21 protein-coding genes are annotated in these 21,704 nt (G+C 73.7%); 12 read left to right on the top strand and 9 right to left on the bottom strand.

Annotated elements, in window-relative coordinates:
• Window positions 1-23 precede the first annotated feature (23 nt).
• Window positions 24-1,061 carry a DUF3533 domain-containing protein gene (locus tag ACH414_RS24440; protein WP_382546444.1) on the bottom strand — a complete coding sequence of 346 codons (1,038 nt, stop codon included), beginning with the start codon at window positions 1,059-1,061 and terminating at the stop codon, window positions 24-26.
• A 141-nt stretch (window positions 1,062-1,202) separates the two neighbouring features.
• Here ACH414_RS24440 and ACH414_RS24445 point away from each other — a divergent pair, with 141 nt between their 5' ends.
• The 3 genes from ACH414_RS24445 to ACH414_RS24455 all read left to right on the top strand — a co-directional run bounded on the left by ACH414_RS24445 (window position 1,203) and on the right by ACH414_RS24455 (window position 6,688).
• On the top strand, window positions 1,203-4,691 hold the full coding sequence (locus ACH414_RS24445) for a DNA polymerase III subunit alpha (RefSeq protein ID WP_382546442.1): 3,489 nt from the start codon (window positions 1,203-1,205) through the stop codon (window positions 4,689-4,691).
• Window positions 4,688-5,647, top strand: a complete 960-nt coding sequence (locus ACH414_RS24450; RefSeq protein WP_382546439.1) for a DNA polymerase thumb domain-containing protein — start codon at window positions 4,688-4,690, stop codon at window positions 5,645-5,647. Before ACH414_RS24445 ends, ACH414_RS24450 begins: the two co-directional genes overlap by 4 nt.
• A 171-nt stretch (window positions 5,648-5,818) precedes the next feature.
• A complete protein-coding gene (locus tag ACH414_RS24455; protein WP_398943328.1) occupies window positions 5,819-6,688 on the top strand; it encodes an esterase/lipase family protein in 870 nt (289 codons plus the stop codon).
• On the opposite strand, the gene ACH414_RS24460 is transcribed toward ACH414_RS24455, so the two are convergent.
• Window positions 6,685-7,674 carry a lytic polysaccharide monooxygenase gene (locus ACH414_RS24460; RefSeq protein ID WP_398943330.1) on the bottom strand — a complete coding sequence of 330 codons (990 nt, stop codon included), beginning with the start codon at window positions 7,672-7,674 and terminating at the stop codon, window positions 6,685-6,687. The genes ACH414_RS24455 and ACH414_RS24460 overlap by 4 nt on opposite strands.
• Window positions 7,675-7,829: 155 nt before the next feature.
• Window positions 7,830-8,504: a response regulator gene (locus ACH414_RS24465; protein ID WP_386566555.1), complete on the bottom strand. Its 675-nt coding sequence runs from the start codon at window positions 8,502-8,504 to the stop codon at window positions 7,830-7,832.
• Between the two features lie 132 nt (window positions 8,505-8,636).
• Between ACH414_RS24465 and ACH414_RS24470 the strand changes: the two genes are divergently transcribed.
• The 5 genes from ACH414_RS24470 (at window position 8,637) to ACH414_RS24490 (ending at window position 12,627) form a co-directional block, all read left to right on the top strand.
• Window positions 8,637-9,620, top strand: a complete 984-nt coding sequence (locus ACH414_RS24470) for a Bug family tripartite tricarboxylate transporter substrate binding protein (protein ID WP_398943331.1) — start codon at window positions 8,637-8,639, stop codon at window positions 9,618-9,620.
• A complete protein-coding gene (locus ACH414_RS24475) occupies window positions 9,617-10,135 on the top strand; it encodes a tripartite tricarboxylate transporter TctB family protein (RefSeq protein WP_398943333.1) in 519 nt (172 codons plus the stop codon). The genes ACH414_RS24470 and ACH414_RS24475 overlap by 4 nt, the downstream gene beginning before the upstream one ends.
• Before the next feature lie 3 nt (window positions 10,136-10,138).
• Window positions 10,139-11,635: a tripartite tricarboxylate transporter permease gene (locus tag ACH414_RS24480; protein ID WP_382546422.1), complete on the top strand. Its 1,497-nt coding sequence runs from the start codon at window positions 10,139-10,141 to the stop codon at window positions 11,633-11,635.
• Complete coding sequence (locus ACH414_RS24485) at window positions 11,632-12,129, top strand: GNAT family N-acetyltransferase (RefSeq protein ID WP_382546419.1); 498 nt, start codon at window positions 11,632-11,634, stop codon at window positions 12,127-12,129. Before ACH414_RS24480 ends, ACH414_RS24485 begins: the two co-directional genes overlap by 4 nt.
• Window positions 12,130-12,207: 78 nt before the next feature.
• Window positions 12,208-12,627: a DUF6299 family protein gene (locus ACH414_RS24490; RefSeq protein WP_382546417.1), complete on the top strand. Its 420-nt coding sequence runs from the start codon at window positions 12,208-12,210 to the stop codon at window positions 12,625-12,627.
• On the opposite strand, the gene ACH414_RS24495 is transcribed toward ACH414_RS24490, so the two are convergent.
• Entirely contained in the window at window positions 12,614-13,129 is a 516-nt protein-coding gene (locus ACH414_RS24495) for a DUF402 domain-containing protein (protein WP_398943336.1), read from the bottom strand. The two genes, ACH414_RS24490 and ACH414_RS24495, sit on opposite strands and share 14 nt — an antisense overlap.
• The gene (locus tag ACH414_RS24500; protein ID WP_382546412.1) at window positions 13,110-14,039 is read right to left on the bottom strand and encodes a GNAT family N-acetyltransferase; all 930 of its coding nucleotides are present in this window, start codon (window positions 14,037-14,039) and stop codon (window positions 13,110-13,112) included. The genes ACH414_RS24495 and ACH414_RS24500 overlap by 20 nt, the downstream gene beginning before the upstream one ends.
• Before the next feature lie 74 nt (window positions 14,040-14,113).
• Here ACH414_RS24500 and ACH414_RS24505 point away from each other — a divergent pair, with 74 nt between their 5' ends.
• A complete protein-coding gene (locus tag ACH414_RS24505) occupies window positions 14,114-14,488 on the top strand; it encodes a GntR family transcriptional regulator (RefSeq protein WP_382546409.1) in 375 nt (124 codons plus the stop codon).
• A 164-nt stretch (window positions 14,489-14,652) separates the two neighbouring features.
• Here the strand turns inward: ACH414_RS24505 and ACH414_RS24510 are convergent, their stop codons facing one another.
• On the bottom strand, window positions 14,653-15,798 hold the full coding sequence (locus ACH414_RS24510) for a DUF5925 domain-containing protein (protein WP_386566548.1): 1,146 nt from the start codon (window positions 15,796-15,798) through the stop codon (window positions 14,653-14,655).
• A gap of 250 nt (window positions 15,799-16,048) precedes the next feature.
• Here ACH414_RS24510 and ACH414_RS24515 point away from each other — a divergent pair, with 250 nt between their 5' ends.
• Window positions 16,049-16,855, top strand: coding sequence for an SGNH/GDSL hydrolase family protein (locus ACH414_RS24515; protein ID WP_382546403.1), 807 nt, complete (start codon window positions 16,049-16,051; stop codon window positions 16,853-16,855).
• On the opposite strand, the gene ACH414_RS24520 is transcribed toward ACH414_RS24515, so the two are convergent.
• The gene (locus ACH414_RS24520; RefSeq protein ID WP_398943339.1) at window positions 16,839-18,476 is read right to left on the bottom strand and encodes a serine/threonine-protein kinase; all 1,638 of its coding nucleotides are present in this window, start codon (window positions 18,474-18,476) and stop codon (window positions 16,839-16,841) included. The two genes, ACH414_RS24515 and ACH414_RS24520, sit on opposite strands and share 17 nt — an antisense overlap.
• 276 nt (window positions 18,477-18,752) lie before the next feature.
• Here ACH414_RS24520 and ACH414_RS24525 point away from each other — a divergent pair, with 276 nt between their 5' ends.
• Window positions 18,753-19,022 carry a hypothetical protein gene (locus ACH414_RS24525; protein ID WP_382546397.1) on the top strand — a complete coding sequence of 90 codons (270 nt, stop codon included), beginning with the start codon at window positions 18,753-18,755 and terminating at the stop codon, window positions 19,020-19,022.
• A 156-nt stretch (window positions 19,023-19,178) separates the two neighbouring features.
• Here ACH414_RS24525 and ACH414_RS24530 read toward each other — a convergent pair whose 3' ends face one another.
• Window positions 19,179-19,955 (bottom strand): ABC transporter permease, encoded by a 777-nt coding sequence (locus ACH414_RS24530; protein ID WP_398943342.1) that lies wholly within the window; start codon window positions 19,953-19,955, stop codon window positions 19,179-19,181.
• On the bottom strand, window positions 19,952-20,908 hold the full coding sequence (locus ACH414_RS24535; RefSeq protein ID WP_382546391.1) for an ATP-binding cassette domain-containing protein: 957 nt from the start codon (window positions 20,906-20,908) through the stop codon (window positions 19,952-19,954). Before ACH414_RS24535 ends, ACH414_RS24530 begins: the two co-directional genes overlap by 4 nt.
• Window positions 20,909-20,984: 76 nt before the next feature.
• Here ACH414_RS24535 and ACH414_RS24540 point away from each other — a divergent pair, with 76 nt between their 5' ends.
• Window positions 20,985-21,704: a TetR/AcrR family transcriptional regulator gene (locus ACH414_RS24540; protein WP_382546388.1), complete on the top strand. Its 720-nt coding sequence runs from the start codon at window positions 20,985-20,987 to the stop codon at window positions 21,702-21,704.

Genomic DNA, 21,704 nt, shown 5'->3' on the forward strand with positions numbered 1-21,704 from the left:
GGGGGCCCTCGGCGTCCGTGACGTCAGGCGCGGACCTCGCCGATCTCCTCGGCGATCGGCTCCGCCCCGGGCGTGCGCTTGATCGAGGACACCACCAGCGTCACGACCGAGCCGACCAGCGCCCAGGAGGAGAGGATCAGCAGCGAGCCGGTGGTGTCGTTGCCCTTGAAGTACGCGATCGAGCGGGCCACCCAGGTGCCCGCGCCCGGTGGCAGGGCCGGGCCGATCGCCTTCCAGAACGGCGGCAGCATCGGCAGCGGGAAGGCGCCGCCGGCGCTGGGGTTGCCCGCGACGACGATGATGAGGATCGCCAGGCCGATGCCGACGATCCCGAAGACCGACTGCAGGGCGAGGGTGGTCGCGCCGACCGCGAAGACCACCAGGGCGCCCAGGCCCCACAGGGCGGCGACGCTGCCGGGCAGGGCGCCGAGGATCGGGCCGACGATGATCGCGCCGCCCAGGCCGCCGAGGACCGAGTAGAGCGCGAGCACCCCGAGCCGGATGACGGCCCGCTCCGTGTTGGCGGGCCGCGATCCCGCGCTGATCGCCAGGATCGCGGCGCAGATGTAGCCGCCGACGCACCAGCCGACGACCAGGTAGAAGGCGGAGAGGCCGTCGAAGTCCTCCGGGGAGGCCGGGGCCACGTCGACGGTCTTCACCGCCCGCCCCTGGGCCCCCTCGACCGCCGTGAACATCTGCTTCAGGGCGGAGGAGAGCACCGTGCCGCCACCGGAGGCCACGAGCAGGGTGTCCGTGCGGCCCGCCGGGTCGACGATCAGCGCCCCGTCGATCTCCCGGTTCAGGATCTGGTCGCGGGCCGTCGCCTGGTCCGCGACCGTCCGCGGGTCGAGCGGCTCGCCGGGCAGCTTCTCCAGGCGCCCCACCAGCGTGGCGGTGACCGGCTGCGGGGCGACCACGCCGAAGGGCACGTCCTTGGGCTTGGGGTCGTGCAGGGCCCCGACGTACGAGGCGATGAACAGCAGCTGGAGGGCGAAGACGCCGACGACCAGCAGGGCTGCTCGTGGGGTGACGGCGCTCTTCAGTTCGTCGACGAGGCTCATGCCCCCCAGGCTCCGGGCGCCCCGGCGTTGTCGCAGGTGGGACGGGTCCGAACGGGTTATCGTACGGACGTTCGAAAATGAGCTACGCTGGGCACGAGGGGGTGGGAACGTACGTACGAATTCGATGCGGAGGTGTGGCGCATGCCGGGGTTCACGCATCTGCACACCGCGTCGGGCTTCTCCCTGCGCTACGGCGCCTCCCACCCCGGCCGCCTGGCCGAGCGCGCCGCGGAACGGGGCATGGATGCCCTCGCCCTGACCGACCGCGACACCCTCGCGGGCACGGTCCGCTTCGCCAAGGCCTGCGCGGCCGCGGGCGTACGCCCCCTGTTCGGCGTGGACCTCGCGTACGAGCCGGCGCCCGGCCCGGCCGACCCCGCCGGCGACGCGCGCACCTCCGCCCGGCGCGTCCCCGTCCGGGGCGGCGCCTTCGTGGACGAGTCCGCGCCCCGCGCCGTCTTCCTCGCCCGCTCCCGCACCGGCTGGGCCCGGCTCTGCGCGCTCGTCACCGCCGCCCACGCCCGGGCGGGGGAGGGGCAGCCCGTCCTGCCCTGGGCTCCCGGCGGACAGGCCGGCCGCGGCTGGGGGGACGGCGGCGACGGGCTCTTCGTGCTGCTCGGGCCCGCCTCCGACGTCGGGCGCGCGCTCGCCGCCGGACGCCCCGACCGGGCCGCCCGGCTGCTCGTGCCCTGGCGCGAGCGGTACGGGGACGCCCTGTGCCTGGAGGCCGTCCACCACGGGCGCGCCGGCACCGGCCCCGGCTCGCTCCGGCTCGCCGCCCGCACCCTCGGCTTCGCCGCCGAGCAGGGCGTCCGGCCCGTGCTCGGCAACGAGGTCCGCTACGCCGACCCCGGGCAGGGACCCGTCGCCGACGTCCTCGACTCCGCCCGCCGGCTCGTCCCCGTCGACCCCCGCGGCGCCGGGCTCGACGGCGGGGAGGCCTGGCTCAAGGACGCCGACGCGATGCGGGCCGCCGCCGAGCGGATCGTCGAGGCCGCGGGCTTCCGCCGCGAGAGCGCCCACCGGCTCCTGGAGCACACCGCGGCCGTCGCCGCCGGCTGCCTGGTCGACCCGGAGGACGACCTCGGCATGGGCTCCGCCCACTTCCCCGAGCCGCACCTCGTCGGCGCCGCCCACCGCACCGCCCAGCGCGTGCTCGCCTCCCGGGCCGCCGCCGGCATGGTCCTGAAGGGGTACGAGAAGCGGCCCCGCTACTGGGACCGGATGCACCGGGAGCTGGACATCATCGCCCACCACGGCTTCGCCAGCTACTTCCTGACGGTCGCCCAGGTCGTCGACGACGTACGGGGGATGGGCATCCGGGTGGCCGCCCGCGGCTCCGGCGCCGGCTCCCTCGTCAACCACCTCCTCGGCATCGCCCACGCCGACCCGGTCGAGCACGGGCTGCTGATGGAACGCTTCCTGTCCAAGCGCCGCACCGCCCTGCCCGACATCGACATCGACGTGGAGTCCGCCCGCCGCCTGGAGGTCTACCGGGCGATCCTCGGCCGCTTCGGCACCGAGCGGGTCGCCACCGTCGCCATGCCCGAGACCTACCGGGTCCGCCACGCGGTCCGGGACGTGGGCGCCGCCCTGTCCATGGACCCGGCCGACATCGACCGGATCGCCAAGGCCTTCCCGCACATCCGCGCCCGGGACGCCCGCGCCGCCCTGGAGGAGCTGCCCGAACTGCGCGAGCTCAAGGCGGAGTCGGGGGACCGCGAGCGGTTCTGGGAGCTGGTCGAGGCGCTCGACGCGCTGCCCCGAGGCATCGCCATGCACCCGTGCGGGGTGCTCCTCTCGGACGCCTCGCTGCTCACCCGTACCCCCGTCGTGCCCACCAGCGGCGAGGGGCTGCCGATGGCGCAGTTCGACAAGGACGACGTGGAGGACCTCGGCCTGCTCAAACTCGACGTCCTGGGAGTGCGGATGCAGTCCGCGATGGCGCACGCCGTCGCCGAGGTCGAACGCGCCACCGGCACCCGTCCGGACGTCGACGCGATCCCGCCCGGCGACCCCGACACCTACCGGCTCATCCGCTCCACCGAGACGCTGGGCTGCTTCCAGATCGAGTCGCCCGGTCAGCGCGACCTGGTGGGCCGGCTCCAGCCGGAGACCTTCCACGACCTCGTCGTCGACATCTCCCTCTTCCGGCCAGGCCCGGTCGCCGCCGACATGGTCCGCCCCTTCATCGAGGCCCGGCACGGCCGCGCCCCCGTCCGCTACCCGCACCCGGACCTGGAGGCGGCGCTGAAGGAGACGTACGGCGTCGTCGTCTTCCACGAGCAGATCATCGAGATCGTGAGCATCATGACCGGCTGCGGCCGCGACGAGGCCGACCAGGTCCGCCGCGGACTCTCCCACCCCGAGTCGCAGGGGCGGATCAGGACCTGGTTCGCCGAGCGGGCCCGGGAGAAGGGGTACGCGGACGAGGTCGTCGCCCGCACCTGGGAGATCGTCGAGGCCTTCGGCTCCTACGGCTTCTGCAAGGCGCACGCGGTGGCCTTCGCCGTGCCGACCTACCAGTCGGCCTGGCTCAAGGCGCACCACCCGGCGGCCTTCTACGCCGGACTGCTCACCCACGATCCCGGGATGTACCCGAAGCGGCTGCTGCTCGCCGACGCCCGGCGGCGCGGGGTGCCCGTGCTGCCGCTGGACGTGAACCGGTCGGCGGTCGCCCATCGCATCGAACTGGTGTCCGAGGAGCCTCCGGTCTGGGGCCTCCGGCTCGGCCTCGCCGACGTCCACGGCATCAGCGAGGCCGAGGGCGCCCGCATCGAGAGCGGCCGGCCCTACGCCTCCCTGCTCGACTTCTGGGAGCGGGCCCGCCCGCGCAAACCCGTCGCCGAACGCCTCGCCCAGGTCGGCGCGCTGGACGCCTTCGGCGCCAACCGCCGCGACCTGCTCCTGCACCTGACCGAACTCCACCGCCTCCAGCGCGGAGCCGCCTCCTACGGCGGTCAGCTCCCGCTCGCCCAGGGCAACAGGACCGCCCCCGTCGGCCTGCCCGACCTCGACGAGTCCGAACGCCTCAGTGCCGAACTCGGCATCCTCGGGATGGACACCTCCCGCCACCTCATGGACGACCACCGCGCCTTCCTGCGCGAACTCGGCGTCGTCTCCGCCCAGCGGCTGCGCTCCGCCCCGCACGGCCAGACCGTCCTGGTGGCCGGCGCCAAGGCCGCCACCCAGACCCCGCCGATCCGCTCCGGCAAGCGCGTCATCTTCACCACCCTCGACGACGGCACGGGCCTGGTCGACCTCGCCTTCTTCGACGACTCCCACGAGCGCTGCGCCCACACCGTCTTCCACTCCTGGCTGCTGCTCGTCCGCGGCGTGGTCCAGCGGCGCGGCCCGCGCAGCCTCAGCGTGGTCGGCTCCGCCGCCTGGAACCTCGCCGAACTGGCCGAACTGCGGGCGGACGGCGGCCTGGTGGCGGTGGGGGAGCGCCTGTCCGAGCAGCCGGGGGAGCCCTCCGCCGCCGACGGGGCCGCCGGGGACACCGGCCGCCGCATCACGATGCCCACCGGCTACGAGATGAACCCCTGGGCCGACCTCCGGCCGGCCGGGGAGGGCGCCGCGACACCGGCGCGCAAACTCTGGCACAGCAGCCCGGGGAGCGCGGGATGATCCTTTGCGTACGGTTCCGCCTGGAGCCGATGTGGGAGGTCATGCTCCCCCGACTCCTCGACCTCCTCGCGGAGTTCACCCCCGTCATCGAGGCGGCCCCGCCCTGCGAGGCGCTCGCCGACGTGCGCGGCGCGCTGCGCTACTTCGGCTGGAGCCCCGCCGAACTCGCCTCGGTGATCCGGGTCAGGGCGCTCGCCCTGCACGGGGTGGACTGCGTCATCGGCGCCGGACCCAACCCCATGCTGGCCCGGATGGCGGCCCGCGAGGCCCGACCCGGCGCCACCCTGGTCGTCGAGGACCCGGCGGCCTTCCTGCGGGACCGCCCGGTCGTCGCCCTCGACGGCGTCGGCCGCGCCACCGCCCGTACCCTCTGCGGCTACGGCCTCGACTCGGTCGGCCGGGTCGCGGACGCGCCGCTCGCCGTGCTCCAGCGGCTCGTCGGCGCGAAGACCGGCCGTGAGCTGTGGGAACGCGCCCAGGGCATCGACCGCACCCCCGTCGTCCCCGGCGAGGTCTCGCGCTCGCTGGCCGCCGAACGCTCCTTCCCGCACGACGAGCTGGCCCCGTCGGCGCACCGCCGGGCGCTGCTCTCGCTGACGGAGGAGCTGGGCGCCCGGATGCGGACCGAGCACCAGGTGTGCCGCTCCCTGACGCTCACCGTGCGCTACGCGGACCGCAGCACGTCCACCCGGACCCGCACCCTGCGCGAACCCACGGCCCACTCGACCGACCTCACCGCCCTCGCGTACGCGATCCTCGCCTCCTTCGGCCTCCAGCGGGCCCGGGTGCGGGGCATCGCCCTGCGTGCCGAGGGCCTGGGCCCGGCGGAGGCGGCCGCCCACCAACTGACCTTCGACCCCGCGGACGACAAGGCCCGCCGCATCGAGGCGGTGGCGGACCGGGCCAGGGCCAAGTACGGCCCGCGCGCGGTCCTGCCGGGATCGCTGGCGGCCTGAGCGCTCCGGCGCCGGGCCGGCGCCGATGACGACACGCCAGTTTTTACCGACGCGTAACTTCCCAGCCGCGACTACCCGTGCGTAACTTGACGCAAAGCGCACCCCCACTTGTGGTCCGGACCGCAGGGCGTACTGCATCCCCCTTCCCTTGAGCCGCAAGGAGATCGCCCGATGCTGCCCCGGACCCCCTGGAAGCACGCGCTCAGAGCACTGTCCGTGCTCCTGCTGACCGCCGCCGCCACCCTCGCCCCCACGGCCGCCGCCCATGCCGAGGCGGCCCCCAGCAGGGGCTGGAACGACTTCTCCTGCAAGCCCTCGGCCGCTCACCCCCGGCCGGTCGTCCTCGTCCACGGCACCTTCGGCAACGCCGTCGACAACTGGCTGGGCCTCGCTCCGTACCTGGTCGACCGCGGGTACTGCGTCTTCTCGCTCGACTACGGCCAACTGCCCAACGTGCCGTTCTTCCACGGCCTCGGCCCCGTCGACAAGTCCGCCGAGCAGCTCGACGCGTACGTCGACCGGGTCCTCGCCGCCACCGGCGCCCCCAAGGCGGACCTCGTCGGGCACTCGCAGGGCGGCATGATGCCGCGCTACTACCTCAAGTTCCTCGGCGGCGCCGAGAAGGTCGGCGCGCTCGTCGGCATCGCCCCCGACAACCACGGCACCACCCTCGCCGGCCTCACCAAGCTGCTGCCGTACTTCCCCGGCGCCGAGGACCTGCTGACCACGGCGACCCCCGGGCTCGCCGACCAGATCGCCGGCTCCGCCCTCCTCACCAAGCTCAACGAGGGCGGCGACACCGTGCCCGGCGTGCGGTACACGGTCATCGCCACCCAGTACGACGAGGTCGTCACCCCGTACCGCTCCGGCTTCCTCAGCGGACCGAACGTGCGCAACATCGTGCTCCAGGACCTGTGCGCCCTGGACCTGTCGGAGCACGTGGCGATCGGGACGGTGGACCGGGTCGTCTTCCACGAGGTGAACAACGCCCTCGACCCGGCCCACGCGACCCCGACCACCTGCCTCTCCGTGATCGGCTAACGGCCCGACCGGCGACGGGCCGTGGTGTACAGCACGACGGCCCCGAGCCCGACCACGGCGGCGCCGCCCATCGCCAGATACGGGGTGGCGGCGTCGCCCCCGGTCTCCGCCAGCTCCTCCCCGCCGGAGGCGGGCGCGTGGGAGGCCGGAGCCTGGGAGGCCGGCGCGGCGGACCGCCCGCCGTGCCCGGTGTGCGCACCCTGCGCACCGTGCCCCTCATGGCCGCCGGCCGCCGGCGCGTCGGTGGGCGCCACGGCGGTGGGCGCGGGGTCGGCCGGCTGAGCCGACGCCGACGCCGACGCCGACGGAACGGGCCCCGCCCCGTCCCCGGCACCGCCCCCCTCCCCGCCGTCCGTCCCGAACACCACGTCCGAGCAGGTGTAGAACGCCTCGGGGGAGTCGGACCGCTGCCAGATCGAGTAGATGAGGTGCCGCCCCGACTTCTTCGGCACGGTGCCCTCGAACACGTAGTCGCCGCCGACCATCTTCGGGTCGGTCACCGTGGCGAACGGCCGCTCCTCCAGGTCGGACCAGCGCAGCGGCTTCGCCGGGTCGTAGCCGTCCTTCGTCACGTACAGCGCGAAGGTCCCCTTGTGCGGGGCCGTCCCCCGGTACCGGAACGTGTGCGCACCCGAGGCCATCCGGCTCGCCGGCCAGTCGGCCCGCGCGAGATCGAGCCCGCGGTACTTGTCGTTGCCGGCGCTGCACAGCTTCCCGTCGGGAATGATCTCCCGGCTCCGCCCGGCCGCGTTCCCGATGTTCACCCCGTTCCAGTCGTACAACGGCTGCGTACCGCCCGCGGCCACCGCCGCCTTGCACGCCGCCGAATCCGGACTCTCCGGCCCCTCCGCGTAACAGGCCGCGACCCGGCTCACCGGATCGGTCATCGACCCGTGCGCGAAAGCGGCACCGGAACCCAGCCCGGACAGCACCAGAACGGCGGACGCGGTGACGACGGAGGCGAGGGGCGTACGGAGAGAGGCCATGGGGGGACAACTCCTTCACGAGGGAGGGTGTGTGGGGGGTCGCCCAGCAAACTAGCCCTCGGGACAGGCCGATTCGGGACCGCGAAGGGCCACGAGGCCATCCTTATGGTCGTGTTAAGGAGCCTCTAAGCGGGGCCACAGACAGCGCCCGCCCGTCAGCGCACACGGCGGTAGCGGCGTTCGGGGCGGCCCGTGCCGCCGTAGCGGAGCGTGATCTCGGCGCGGCCGGTCTCCGCGAAGTACTCCAGGTAGCGCCGGGCGCTGACGCGGGAGAGCGAGCCCGCCTCGGCGCACTCGGTGGCGGACAGGCCCTCCGGGTGGGCCCGCAGGATCGTGTCGACCAGCTCCGCGGTGGGCGCGGCGAGGCCCTTGGGGAGCTCGCGGGAGCCACGCGGGCGGGCGCCGAAGATCCGGTCGACGTCCTCCTGGCGGGCCTCCGCCGCCGCCAGCTCGTCGAGACGGCTGCGCAGCGCGGCCACATGGCGCAACTGCTCCTGCAGCGCGGCCCGGTTGAACGGCTTGATCAGGTAGTGCAGGGCCCCCGCGCGCAGCGCCGAGCGGATCGTGTCCACGTCCCGCGCGGCCGTGATGAACAGCGCGTCCGTGGCGAGCCCCGCCGCCCGCAGCTCCCGCAGCACCGCGATCCCGTCCATGTCCGGCAGGAAGATGTCGAGCAGCAGCAGATCGGGGCGGAGCTCATGCGCCGCGCGCAGCGCCTCCTCGCCCGTGTGGGCCACGCCCACGACGGAGAAGCCCGGCACCGCCGACACATAGCGGCAGTGCAACCTGGCCACCATGAAGTCGTCGTCGACCACCAGCACCTTCGTCACGCGGCCAAGGTAGGGCGCGACCACAAGGACCACAACGTCCGTTGGTTGCGGAAGAGAGACAGCTTCTTCACGCGCGGGCAACATGTGGGCCACCTCACACCCTCCGTCCACACCTACCGAGAGGCGGCTCGCGTGCGGCTCAGCACTCCCCTCGCCCTGTTCGGGGCGGCGCTGCTGGTGCTCGTGGGACCGCCGCTGCTCAGCACCGGCAGCGGCTCCGACACCGGCACCCGGATACCCGGCCTGCGCTTCATGGTCCCCAACACCCCCGGCGGCGGTTACGACATCACCGCCCGCACCGCGGCCAAGAACGCCGAGGAGGCCGGGCTCACCACCGACATCGAGGTCTTCAACCTGCCCGGCGCCGGCGGCACCGTCGGCCTGACCCGGCTCGTCGGCGAACACGGCAACGGCCGGCTCGCCATGTCCATGGGCCTCGGCGTCGTCGGAGCCGTCCACACCAACAAGACCCCGAAGACCCTCGCCGACACCACTCCCATCGCCCGGCTCACCATGGAGCAGGACATCGTCGTGGTCGGCAAGGACTCCCCGTACCGGACCATTCGGGAACTGCTCACCGCCTGGAAGAAGGACCCCGGCAAGCTGCCCGTCGGCGGCGGCTCCTCACCCGGCGGCCCCGACCACCTCGCCCCCATGCTGATGGCGCAGGCCGCCGGCATCCCGCCGAAGAGCGTCAACTACGTCCCCTTCGACGGCGGCGGCGAGCTGCTCGCCTCCATCCTCGGCGAGAAGGTCGCCTTCGGCGTCTCCGGCGTCGGCGAGTACCTCGACCAGATCAAGGCGGGCGAGCTGCGCCTGCTCGCCGTCACCGGCGCCGAGCGGGTCCCCGGCCTCGACGCGCCCACCCTGCGCGAGGCCGGCCTCGACACCGAGTTCATCAACTGGCGCGGGATCGTCGCCCCGCCCGGCCTCTCCGACGCCGAACGCGACAAGCTCGTCGTCCTCGCCACCAAGCTGCACGAGTCCCCGCAGTGGCGCGAGTCCCTGAAGACCCACGGCTGGAACGACGCCTTCCTGCCCGGCGAGCGGTTCGGCGCCTTCCTCGCCGAACAGGACCGCCGCGTCGGCTCCGTACTGAAGGAGCTCGGACTGTGAGCACCCCCCTCGACGGCACCAAGCGCTCCTCCTGGCTGCGCGAGCACTCCGAACTCGGCGTCAGCCTGATCCTGCTGGCCCTGGGCGTCCTCGTCCTCGCCGACGCCCTCACCCTGACCGTCGGCGCGCAGCGCGGCCCCGTCGGCCCCCGCACCGTCCCCCTCGTCGTCGGCACCGGCCTGCTCCTCGTCGCCGTCCTGCTCGCCGTCGACGTGCTGCGCGGCGGCCGCGGCGAGGCCGAGGGCGGCGAGGACGTCGACCTGTCCGAGCCGGGCGACCGGCGCACCGTCCTCCTCCTCGCCGGCGTCTTCCTCGGCTTCGCCGTCCTCATCGGCCCGGTCGGCTTCCCCGTCGCCGGCGCCCTGCTCTTCTGGGGCTCCGCCTACGCCCTCGGCAGCCGCCACCCGCACCGCGACCCGCTGATCGCCGCCGTGCTCTCCCTCCTCACCTATGCCGTCTTCGACCGCCTGCTCGGCGTCCCGCTGCCCGGCGGCCCGCTGATGGGAGTGCTCTGACCCATGGACTCGCTGAACTCCCTGATCGACGGCTTCGGCACCGCGCTGACCCCCGTCAACCTGCTCTGGGCCGCCCTCGGCGTCCTCCTCGGCACCGCCATCGGCGTCCTGCCCGGCATCGGCCCCGCCATGGCCGTCGCCCTGCTGCTCCCCGTCACCTACGGCCTCGAACCCACCGGCGCGTTCATCATGTTCGCCGGCATCTACTACGGCGCGATGTTCGGCGGCTCCACCACCTCCATCCTGCTCAACACCCCCGGCGAGAGCGCCGCCGTCGTCGCCGCCATCGAAGGCAACCCGATGGCCAAGTCCGGGCGCGGCGCCCAGGCCCTCGCCGCGGCCGCCATCGGCCACTTCGCCGGCGGCATGACCGGCACCGTCCTGCTCGTCCTCCTCGCCCCGACCGTCGCCGCGCTCGCCGTCGACATCGGCGCCCCCGACTACTTCGCCCTCATGGTCCTCGCCTTCATCGCGGTGACCTCCGTCCTCGGCTCCTCCCGCATCCGCGGCCTCGCCTCGCTGCTCATCGGCCTCACCCTCGGCCTGGTCGGCCTCGACCAGATGACCGGCGAGCAGCGCCTCACCTTCGGCTCGCTCCAACTCGCCGACGGCATCGACGTCGTCATCGTCGCGGTGGGCCTCTTCGCCATCGGCGAGGCCCTGTGGGTCGCCGCCCATCTGCGCCGCACCTCCGGCGAGGCGATCCCCGTCGGACGCCCCTGGCTCGGCCGGGACGACGTCAGGCGCACCTGGAAGGCCTGGCTGCGCGGCCCGTTCATCGGCTTCCCGTTCGGCGCGATCCCGGCCGGCGGCGCCGAGATCCCGACCTTCCTGTCGTACGTGACGGAGAAGCGTCTGTCGAAGCACCGGGACCAGTTCGGCAAGGGCGCCATCGAGGGCGTCGCCGGCCCCGAGTCCGCCGCCTCCGCCTCCGCCGCCGGCACCCTCGTCTCGATGCTCACCCTGGGCCTGCCGACGACCGCCGTCGCCGCCGTGATGCTCGCCGCCTTCCAGCAGTACGGCATCCAGCCCGGCCCGCTGCTCTTCGAGCGCGAACCCGAGTTGGTCTGGGGCCTGATCGCCTCGCTCTTCGTCGGCATGGTGCTGCTGCTCGCGCTCAACCTGCCGCTCGCACCGGTCTGGGCCAAGCTGCTGCGCATCCCCCGCCCGTACCTCTACGCCGGCATCCTCTTCTTCGCCGCCGTCGGCGCGTACGCGGTCGGCGGCGAGGCCCTCGACCTGGTGATCCTGCTGGTCATCGGCCTCATCGGCTTCGGCATGCGACGCTACGGACTGCCCGTGCTGCCCGCCGTCATCGGTGTCATCCTCGGCCCGGCCGCCGAACAGCAGCTGCGCCGCGCCCTGCAGATCAGCGACGGCGCGCTCACCGGTCTGGTGAACACCCCGTTCTCGGTGACCGTGTACGCGGTCGTACTGCTCCTGCTGGCCTGGCCGCTGGTGCGGAGGCTGATCGGCCGCCGCCGTACCGTGGCGGCATGACGCACACCCGTAGGACGAACAACGACGCGCCCCGCCCCGCGGTCGCCGCCGACGTGCCCGCCGTGCGGGCCGTGATCGACGCGGCCTTCCACCACTACATCGAGCGGATCGGTCTCGTACCGGCCCCGATGGAGGAGGACCACGCGGCGAACGTGGCGGCGGGGCGCGTGTTCGTCGCGGGCGAGCCGGTGGCCGGCCTGGTGGTCGTGCTCCCCGAGCCGGACCACCTCTACCTCGACACCATCGCCGTCCACCCGGACGCCCAGGGCACCGGTCTCGGCCGGGTCCTGATGCGCTGGGTCGAGGACCGGGCCCGCGCCCTCGGCCTGCCCGAGGTGCGGCTGCTCACCAACGCGATGATGTGGGAGAACCAGAAGCTCTACGAGCGGTACGGCTACGAGGTCGTCGAACGGCGTCTTGACGGACCGTACGACCGTATTCACTACCGAAAGACGGTGGTCGACACGCCGCTCAACTCGCCCCCGATGGGGTGAGTTTCGGACAGGCGGCGGCTTGATCCGGTATCCCTGGCGGGCAGCTTCATCCCCCACCCCCGAAGGGACCCCCCACTGATGCGTGCTCGCCTCGCGCTCGCCACCGGCGCCCTGCTCGCCCTCACCGCGGCCACCGCCGCCACCGCCCACGCCGCCCCCGGGGACGGCCTCACCGTCGACCCGCGGGGCACGGTCGCCGAGGACGGCACGGTCAGCCTCTCCGGGACCTACCGCTGCACCGACGACGGCGCGGGCCCCGTCTTCGTCAGCTCCACCCTGGTCCAGGGCACCCGGTCCGCGGGGATCGGCGGCACCCAGGCCGTCTGCGACGGGCAGGAGCACCCGTGGACCAACAGCGCCGTCGTGAAGGAGCCCGGCTACGAGCAGGGCGAGGCGCACGTGAGGGCGAGCCTGATGCAGCTCACCCCCACCGACCCGATGGGCCTGCCCCTCCCGGAGTTCCTGCTCACGAAGGACCAGGACATCACCCTCGGCTGAGGCCCCGGAGCTGCCCGCCGAGCAGCTCCACCAGCCCGTCCCGGCCGAGCGCGTCCAGCTCGTCGAGGGCGCGCACGGCCCGTTCCGCCGCCTCCGGGTCGGAGGCGGCGAGGCCGCTCGCAGCGAACTCGTCCTCGTCGAGGCGCAGTAGTACCTCGCGGCCGTCCGCCGACACCCACAGGTCCAGGTCCAGGTCCTCGACGACCACCTCGGCCCCGTCGGCGGCCACCACCGCCGGCCGGGTCACATCGCAGTACCAGCCCTTGAGCCTGCCGTCGCCGGACCTGACCTCCTTGACCGCGTACCAGCGGTCGCGCCAGTAGTGCTCCGTGAAGACGTCACCCGGCTCGAAGCGCACGAAGCCGAAGTCCCGGGCGCCCTCGGCGGCCCAGGGCGCCCGGACGGTCAGCCGGACCCCGTCGTCGGCCAGCAGCTCCGCCGGATAGCGGATCTTCGTCCGCCCCGCCTTCACCAGGGCGATCTCAACCGATCCTGCGGACATGGCGAGTCTCCTTCGCGCCGATCTCGTACCCGAACCATTCGTTGATCGCCAGCATCGGCCCGTTCCCGGTGTCGTTGCCGGTGAGCGCCTCCGTGCAGCCCGCCGCGCGGGCCCGGTGCAGCGAGTCGTTCTTCGCCAGCTTCGCGAGGCCCCGGCCGCGGAACCCCGGCGCCGTGCCCGTCATCCCCGAGCCGTACCGGCCCAGGCCGTCCGTCCGGGCCGCGGTGAACGCCGCCGGCCGCCCGTCGACCAGCACCACCGTCGTCAGCTCGTGGTCGAGCAGCGGATGGTTCCAGGTGGTCGCCAGCCAGTGCGCGTAGTCGGTGAGCTCGGCGCTGACGTCGCCCGGCTCGTCGGCCGTGGTCAGCGCGTCCAGCTCGAACAGCGGGCGCGGATCGGCCGCGAAGGCCGTCGCCGGGCGCAGTTCGACACCGGCGGGCGGCTCCTGGAGCGGCGGCAGTTCGGCGGTGGCCAGGTCGAGCCGCAGGAAGTAGGCGGAGCGGCTCGCCGCGTACCCGTGCCGCTCGGCGAAGGCCCGGTTCGCGGGCTCGTCCAGGACCCAGCTGTAGAACGTGTGCGCGCCCGCCTCGGCCAGGTGCTCCTCGGCGGCCCGCAGCAGCAGCGCACCGGCGCCGCGCCCGCGGTGCTCGGGGTGGACGAAGACGTTGACGCCGCCGATGCCCGGCTCCGGGGACTCGTGGGCGAGCGACACCTCCGCGGTGCCGACGATCTCCCCGTCGACCTCGGCCACCAGCGGCCGGTCTCGGGCGTCGGGGTGGGCGTGCGCCCAGTCGTGGGCGCACTGCGGGCCGGTGGCGAGCATGAAGGGCAGGGCGGCGCGCCGGACCCGGGCGAAGCCCTCGGCGTCCCCGGCCACCCCCGGCCGTACATCGCGGACGATCACTGTCATGGGGCCGCACGCTATGCGCCGGGCGCGTCCGCCCGCCTCCCATTTTCCCGCGGCGCCGGTGCACAATCGGGCGGGTGACGCTTCGAATCAGCGTGGACCAGCACTCCACCATCGCTCCGTACGAACAGCTCCGCTCCCAGATCTCGGAAAGCGCCCGCTCCGGGGAGCTGCCCGTGGGCTACAAGCTTCCGACGGTACGGGGACTCGCGGAGGACCTCGGGCTCGCGGCGAACACGGTCGCCAAGGCGTACAAGGCCCTGGAGGCCGACGGCGTGATCGAGACCCGGGGCCGCAACGGCACCTTCGTCGCCGCCGCCTCCGACGCGGCCTCCCGCCTCGCCGCGACGGCCGCCGCGACCTACGCCACGGAGGCCCGCCGTCTCGGGCTCGGCAGGGAGGCGGCCCAGGCGGCGGTCGCCGAGGCCATCCGGGCGGTGTACGACGCCTGACCGCACGGGCGGACCGTCCCGGAGCGGGCCGTCCCGGGACGGGGCCGCCGCGGGTCTCCGTCCCGGGACGGAGAGTGCTCCAGGTAGAGCCCCGCCTCGGGGGCAGCTCCAGGTAGAGCCCCGCCCCGGAGGCCGCTCCAGGTAGACCCTCGCCTCGGGGGCCGCTACAGGTAGAGCCCCGCCTCGGAGGCCCGTTGTTCCGGCATGCCCACCGCCGAGGTCCCGCGGCGCAGCGCGAACAGCTCGGCCAGGGTGGACCCGTCCCGGCCGACCCCCTCCTCGCGGCCCAGCCAGGCAACCGACTCGGCGCGGGTCAGCGGGCCGACCTCGATCCGGGCCAGACAGCGGCCGGGGCGGACCACCGCGGGGTGCAGGCGCTCCAGGTCCTCGTTGGTGGTGACGCCCACCAGGACGTTGCGCCCCTGGCCGAGCAGACCGTCCGTCAGGTTGAGCAGCCGGGACAGCGCCTGGCCCGCGGTGTGCTTGGCCTCGCCGCGGATCAGCTCGTCGCAGTCCTCCAGGAGCAGCAGCCGCCAGCGGCCCTTCGCCGTGCCCTCGTCCTCGCCGATCGCGATGTCCATCAGATAGCCGACGTCGCTGAACAGGCGCTCGGGATCGAGGACGCAGTCGACCTGGCACCAGTCGCGCCAGGACCGGGCGAGGGTCCGCAGCGCGGAGGTCTTGCCCGTGCCGGGCGGGCCGTGGAGCAGCAGCAGCCGGCCGGTGATGTCCTCGGGGGTGAGGGCCATCAGCCGGTCCATCGCCCCGGCCACCGGCTCCGTGTAGTTGGGCCGGATCTCCTCCCAGGTGCCCGCGCCGATCTGCCGGGTGGTCCGGTGCGGACCGCGCCGGGGCGAGACGTACCAGAAGCCCATGGTGACGTTCTCCGGCTGGGGTTCGGGCTCGTCCTTGGCCCCGTCCGTCGCCTCCTTCAGCACCCGCTCGGCGAGCTCGGCGTCGGTCGCGGTCACGGTGACGTCCGCGCCCCGGCTCCAGCGGGAGACCAGCAGGGTCCAGCCCTCGCCCTCGGCGAGCAGCGCGCTGCGGTCGTCGTCCTTCGCGGCCCGCAGCAGCCGCGCGCTCCCGGGCAGCAGCGTCGCGGAGGGCTTCACCCGGTCCAGGGTGGTGCTCAGCGCGTGCGGCTGCTCACCGGTCGCGAACCGCCCCAGGAACAGCGCGTCGACGACGTCGGACGGCGAGTCGCTGTCGTCGACGTTGAGCCGGATCGGCAGCGACCGCTCGGGTCTCGACGACGTCCGGTCCGGGCCTTCGGTGGCAGACATGGGGCCCATGATCCGGCAACCGGGCATGGGGTGCACGGGGTTTTGAACGGGGCGTTCCGCGGGTTCGGCCCCTGACGTACGGGGGCGGCCGCGCCGGGCGGTGAATGACGTACGGGGGGGGGCGGCGCCCGCACCCGGGCGGTGAAGTGGCTTGATCTCGACCGTTTCTGAAGGAAAGTCGGGGGTAATCGGCCACGACTTTTGACATGGACACTTCCGGCGCACCGGATCCGCTGCTACTACCTGGTAACGCAGAGATCCTGCTACAGGAGGTCCCATGAAACTGTCCCGTTTTACGGCTTTCTCCTCTTCGCTCCTGCTCGGTGTCGTCCTCGCCCTCACCGGGGCGGGAGTCGCGCAGGCGGCCGAGACCGCGGCCCTGGACTACGTGGCGCTGGGCGACTCGTACTCCTCCGGCGTCGGAGCCGGCAGCTACGACAGCGCCAGTGGCGACTGCAAGCGCTCCACGAAGGCCTATCCGGTCCTCTGGAAGAACGCGCACGCCCCCTCGTCCTTCGCGTTCACCGCTTGCTCGGGCGCCCGAACGGGTGATGTCACGGCCAATCAGCTCGGACCGCTCTCCACCGCCACCGACCTGGTCTCCCTCACCATCGGCGGCAACGACGCCGGTTTCGCGGACGTCATGACCACCTGTGTCCTCCAGTCCGAGTCGACCTGTATCAACCGCGTGAATCAGGCCAAGGCCTACGTCGACTCCACGCTCCCCGGAAAGCTCGACTCGGTGTACTCGGCGATCAGCGCCAAGGCCCCCAACGCCCATGTGGTGGTGCTCGGCTACCCGCGCTTCTACCAGCTCAACGGCACCTGTGTCGCCGGCCTGAGCGAGAACGAGCGGCGCGCCATCAACGACGCCTCCGACTACCTCAACGCGGCCACCGCCAAGAGAGCCGCGAACCACGGCTTCAGCTTCGCCAGTGTCGTCCCCCCGTTCACCGGGCACGAGATCTGCTCCGGCTCGGCCTGGCTGCACAGCGTCAACTGGCTCAACATCGGGGAGTCGTACCACCCCACCGCCGCCGGCCAGTCCGGTGGCTACCTGCCCAGCCTCAACGGCGCGGTGTAGAACCCGGCGCGGGCGACCCGGCCGGGCTCGTGGCCGGCGTGCCGCTGGGAGTGGTGGCCCCGTCCGTCGGAGTCGGGGTCACCTCCTCGCAGGTCACCGAGAACGCCACCAGCTCCGACCGCTTGGCGACCGGCGAGCGCACCTCGACCCCGATCCGGTCCTCCAGGGTCCCGTCCGGCCGGTACACCGCCTGGATCCGGGTCACCTGCTGCTCGGCGGGACCGCCCGCCGCGAACTCCAGCGTCCGCCAGGCGGTGTCCTGGCCCTCGCCGCTCTCGGTGATCCAGCGGTACGACACCGACGCCGGCGTCCCGCCCACCGTGAACGTCGCCGTGAAGGCGGGGGCCCGGTCCTGCGGCGGCGGACAGCTGCCCCGGTAGTCCGCCCGGTCCGCCCGCACCGAGACCACCACCGAGGTCGCCGGCGTGCTCGCCGCGCTGCTCGGCGGTGTCGTGGGCGGGGTGCTCGACGGGGCGGCGCTCGACGTCGCCGTCGTCGGCGCGCCCGTCGTGGCCGGCGGGGTGGGCGGAGAAGAGGGGTGCTCGTCGCGCAGCAGCGCGTACGTCAGCCCGCCGCCCAGGAGCAGCAGGGCCACGATCCCCGCGACGAGCGCCGTGCGCCGTCGCCCCCGCGCGCCGGACTCCGGACCCGGCCCGCCGGGCCCGGGCAGGGGAGCGGTCACGGGACCCGAAGGTCCGTGGGGACCACCGGCCCCGCCGCCCGTACCGCCGCCGGGGCGGTCGGCTCCCGGGAACGGAGCCGGAGCCGGGAACGCCCCGTACGTCTCCGCCTCCGTCGGCCCGGCGCTGGGGGTGCCGCCCGCCCCGATCACCCGCAGCAGCTCCTCGGCCTCCGGCGCCGGCATCCGCTGCTCCGGGTCCTTGCGCAACAGCCCCTCGATCACGGGCGCGAGCGGCCCCGCCCGCTCCGGTGGCGCGGGCTCCTCGTCCACCACCGCCCGCAGGGTGTCGAGCGCGGTGTCCCGCCGGAACGGCGAGGCGCCCTCCACGGCGGCGTACAGAAGCACTCCCAGCGACCAGAGATCCGCCGCGAGCCCCGGCGTGCGCCCCATCGCGCGTTCCGGGGCGAGGTATTCGGGGGAGCCGATGAGCTCCCCGGTCATGGTGAGCGGCGAGGTCCCCGCGACGGCCGCGATGCCGAAGTCCGTGAGCACCACCCGGCCGTCGTTGGCGAGCAGCACGTTGGCCGGCTTGACGTCCCGGTGCAGCACCCCCGCCTCGTGCGCGGCACGCAGCGCGGCAAGCACGTCGGCGCCGACGGCCGCGGCCCGCCGGGGCGGCAGCGGGCCCTCCGCCTCCAGCGTCTCGGCCAGGGTCAGACCGCGGACCAGCTCCATCACGATCCAGGGACGGCCGTCCTCGGTGACCACGTCGTACACGGTGACCGCGCTGCGGTGCGAGACCCGCGCGGCGGCCCAGGCCTCGCGCTCCAGACGGGCGAAGAGGCGCTCCCGGTCCTCCGTCGGCAGACCGGCCGGGGCGCGCACCTCCTTGACCGCCACCTCGCGGCCCAGGACCTCGTCCCGGGCGCGCCAGACGGTGCCCATCCCACCCTCGCCGAGGACGTCCAGAAGCCGGTAACGACCCGCGATCACCGTCATCCCCCCACGGTAGCCGAGCCCGGCCGGATTGTGGTGGCGGAGATCACACCCGATCGGATGCCCGCTGGTGGGGGCCGCGCGTGCAGGATGGTTCGTGACGGTTCGACAGGCGTTCGACCGCTGTCCAACTCTCCCTGGAACCAGACGGATTCGGACAGTGATCGTCAACCCCCGTACACATGCGGTGAATCCTGCGGCCGGAATACACGGGTGTCGTAGCGGGGCGATAGGGTTAACCTGCCCGGGCCGGGTGCCCTCGTACGGGTGGGGAGTGACATGGAACAGATAGCAATGCGCAGCAGGCCGCGTGTGCCTGCCATCACCTGCGGGAGCAGCGCGACCAGTTCGCGTCTCGACCGCCATCTCGCGGTGCTCGGCGGCCCCGCCGTGCCCCAGCGCGAAGCGGCCGAGGCGACACTGCTGATGCGGGAGCTGACGGCGCGTCGCGAGGTGCCGGTGCAGGGTCACCGCAGCCGCAGCGCGCGGGTCTCGCTCTTCGCCCCGCTGCGCCGACTGCGCCGCTCCCTCTTCGGCAACCACGGCTGACGGACCGTCCGGACCGGGCTCCGCGTACCCCGACGCATCGCTCCCGCCCGCTCCGCTCGGCCGACGGCTCGCTCCGACCGTTCCTCCGACCGACCGCCGGACGTGTCCCCGCCCGTCCGGCGACCGATCCTGCCCGCACCCGGTGCCCGTCCGCTCTCAGGCGCGGGCGTAGCGCCGGACCGCGGCCGGTGCGCTGAGCGCGATCAGCGCCAGTGACCACAGCAGCGCCCCGGCCACCGGATGCGCCACCGGCCAGGCCGCGTCCGCCGGCACGGACGCGTTCCCGAACAACTCCCGCACGGCCGTCGTCACCGCCGAGAGGGGGTTCCACTCGGCGACCGTACGCAGCCAGCCCGGCATCCCGTCCGTCGGGATGTACGCGTTGGACAGCAGCGGCAGCATGAACGTGGCGCTGCCCAGCTGACCCGCCGCCTCCTCGCTGCGCGACGCGAGCCCGAGCAGGATGCCCGCCCAGGTGGCGGCGAAGCGGAAGAGCAGCAGCAGCCCCAGGGCGCCCAGCGCCTCCGGGGCGGAGCCCTCGATCCGCCAGCCCATCGCGAGGCCGGCCAGGATCAGCGGGACCATGCCCACCGCGCTGGTGACCAGATCGGCCAGCGCCTGCCCCAGCGGGACCGCGGCCCGGCTCACCGGCAGCGTGCGCAGCCGGTCCGCAACGCCCCGGTGGGTGTCCTGGGCGGCCTGGAACATGCCGGTCATCACGCCGTTCGCCGCCGTCGCCACGAGCAGTCCCGGCACCAGATAGGCGCGGTAGTCGGCGCCCGGCATCGCGAGGGCGCCGCCGAGGACGTATCCGAAGAACAGCAGGAAGACGATCGGCATGGTCTGCGTCATGACCGTGATCGCCGGGGCGTGCCGGACGCGCAGGAGGTGCCGGCCGAGGATCGCGGTGCCGTCGTGGACGAGGGAGCTCATGCGGCGGTCTCCTGGGACTCGGGGCGGGGTGCGCGGCCGGTGAGGCGCAGGAACACCTCGTCGAGGGTGGGCGGGCGCAGGGAGGCGTCGACCAGGTGGATCCCGGCGGCGTCGGCCTCCCGGACGATGCGGGGCAGGGTGAGCGTGCGGTCCGTGGTGACCGCGCCGACCGCGCGGCGTTCGGTGTCCAGGACGGGCGCGGAGCCGGTGAGCCGGTCCAGCACCCCGGCGGCGGCCGGCAGCAGCGCGGCGTCGGCGACCACGATCTCGGCGTAGCTGCCGATCAGTGCCTTGAGTTCGGCCGGAGTGCCGCGGTGGGCGGCCCGGCCGTGGTCGACCACGACGACCTCGTCGGCGAGCTGGTCGGCCTCCTCCAGGTACTGCGTGGTCAACAGCACGGTCGTGCCCTGGGACGCCAACCCCCGTACGGCGTCCCGGATCTCGCCCCGGCTGTGCGGGTCGAGCCCCGTGGTCGGCTCGTCCAGGAAGAGCACGCGCGGCCGGACGATCAGACTCGCGGCCAGGTCGAGGCGCCGGCGCATGCCGCCCGAGTAGGTGCGGGCCGGCCGCCCGGCGGCCTCGGTGAGACCGAAGCGCTCCAGGAGTTCGTCGGCGCGGGAGCGCGGGGCGCGCAGCAGCCGGGCGAAGAGCCGCAGGTTCTCGGCGCCGGTGAGGTCGCCGTCGACCGAGGCGTACTGGCCGGTCACCGCGATCCGTTCACGCACCCCCGCCGGGTCGCGGACCACGTCGCGGCCGGCCACCCGGGCGCTCCCGGCGTCGGGGGAGGTGAGGGTGGTGAGCACCCGCACCGCCGTGGTCTTGCCGGCGCCGTTGGGGCCGAGGACTCCGCAGACGGTGCCCTCGGGGACGGCGAGGTCGAGCCCGCGCAGCGCGTGGACCTCCCCGTACCGCTTCTGCAGACCCTCACTAAGTACAGCGTACGTAGTTGTCATGCGGCGACCCTAGCGCACTACGTACGGTGTACGTAACTGGTTCCGTCACTACGATGGGGCGACGAGGTGATGAGCGATGACGGGCCGAGCGGCCGAACCGGAAGTGATCTGGGCGCGCCCCGAGCGCACGGGCCGAGGCCCCAAACCGGCGTACAGCCGCAGGGACATCGCGGACGCGGCCGTCCGCATCGCCGACGCCGACGGCATCGAGGCGGTCTCCATGCGCCGGGTCGCCGCCGAACTCGGCTGCGGAACCATGTCGCTGTACAACTACGTGCCGCGCAAGGAGGACCTCTACGAGCTGATGGTCGACGCGGCGAGCGCGGAGTACGAGCTGGCCGAGGCGCCCAGCGGCGACTGGCGGGCCGACATGACCGGGCTCGCCCGGCAGACCCGGGCGATCATGTACCGGCACCCCTGGCTGTCCCGCGTGATGACCACCGCCTACGGCTTCAGCCCCCACGCCCTGCGCTACCTGGAGTGGTGCCTCGGCTGTCTGGAGCCGCTCGACGTGGACCCCGGCCTGAAGATGCAGCTCATCGCGATGGTCAACGGCACCGTGATGGCCACCGTCCGCAACGAGCAGGCCATGGCCGAGCGCTCCCGCGGACTTCCCTGGTCCGAGGAGGAGGAGCAGGCCGTGCGCGGCGCCTATCTGACGGAACGGGTGACGAGCGGGGACTACCCGCACCTCGCCGCGCTGCTCGCCGCGTCCACCGGACCCGCCGACCCGGAGGAGATCTTCGAGCAGACCATCGCCCGGCTGCTCGACTCCTTCGCCCCGCCGGGCGCCTGA

The sequence above is a fragment of the Streptomyces sp. NPDC020422 genome (genome assembly GCF_044386705.1).
GTDB lineage: Bacteria > Actinomycetota > Actinomycetes > Streptomycetales > Streptomycetaceae > Streptomyces.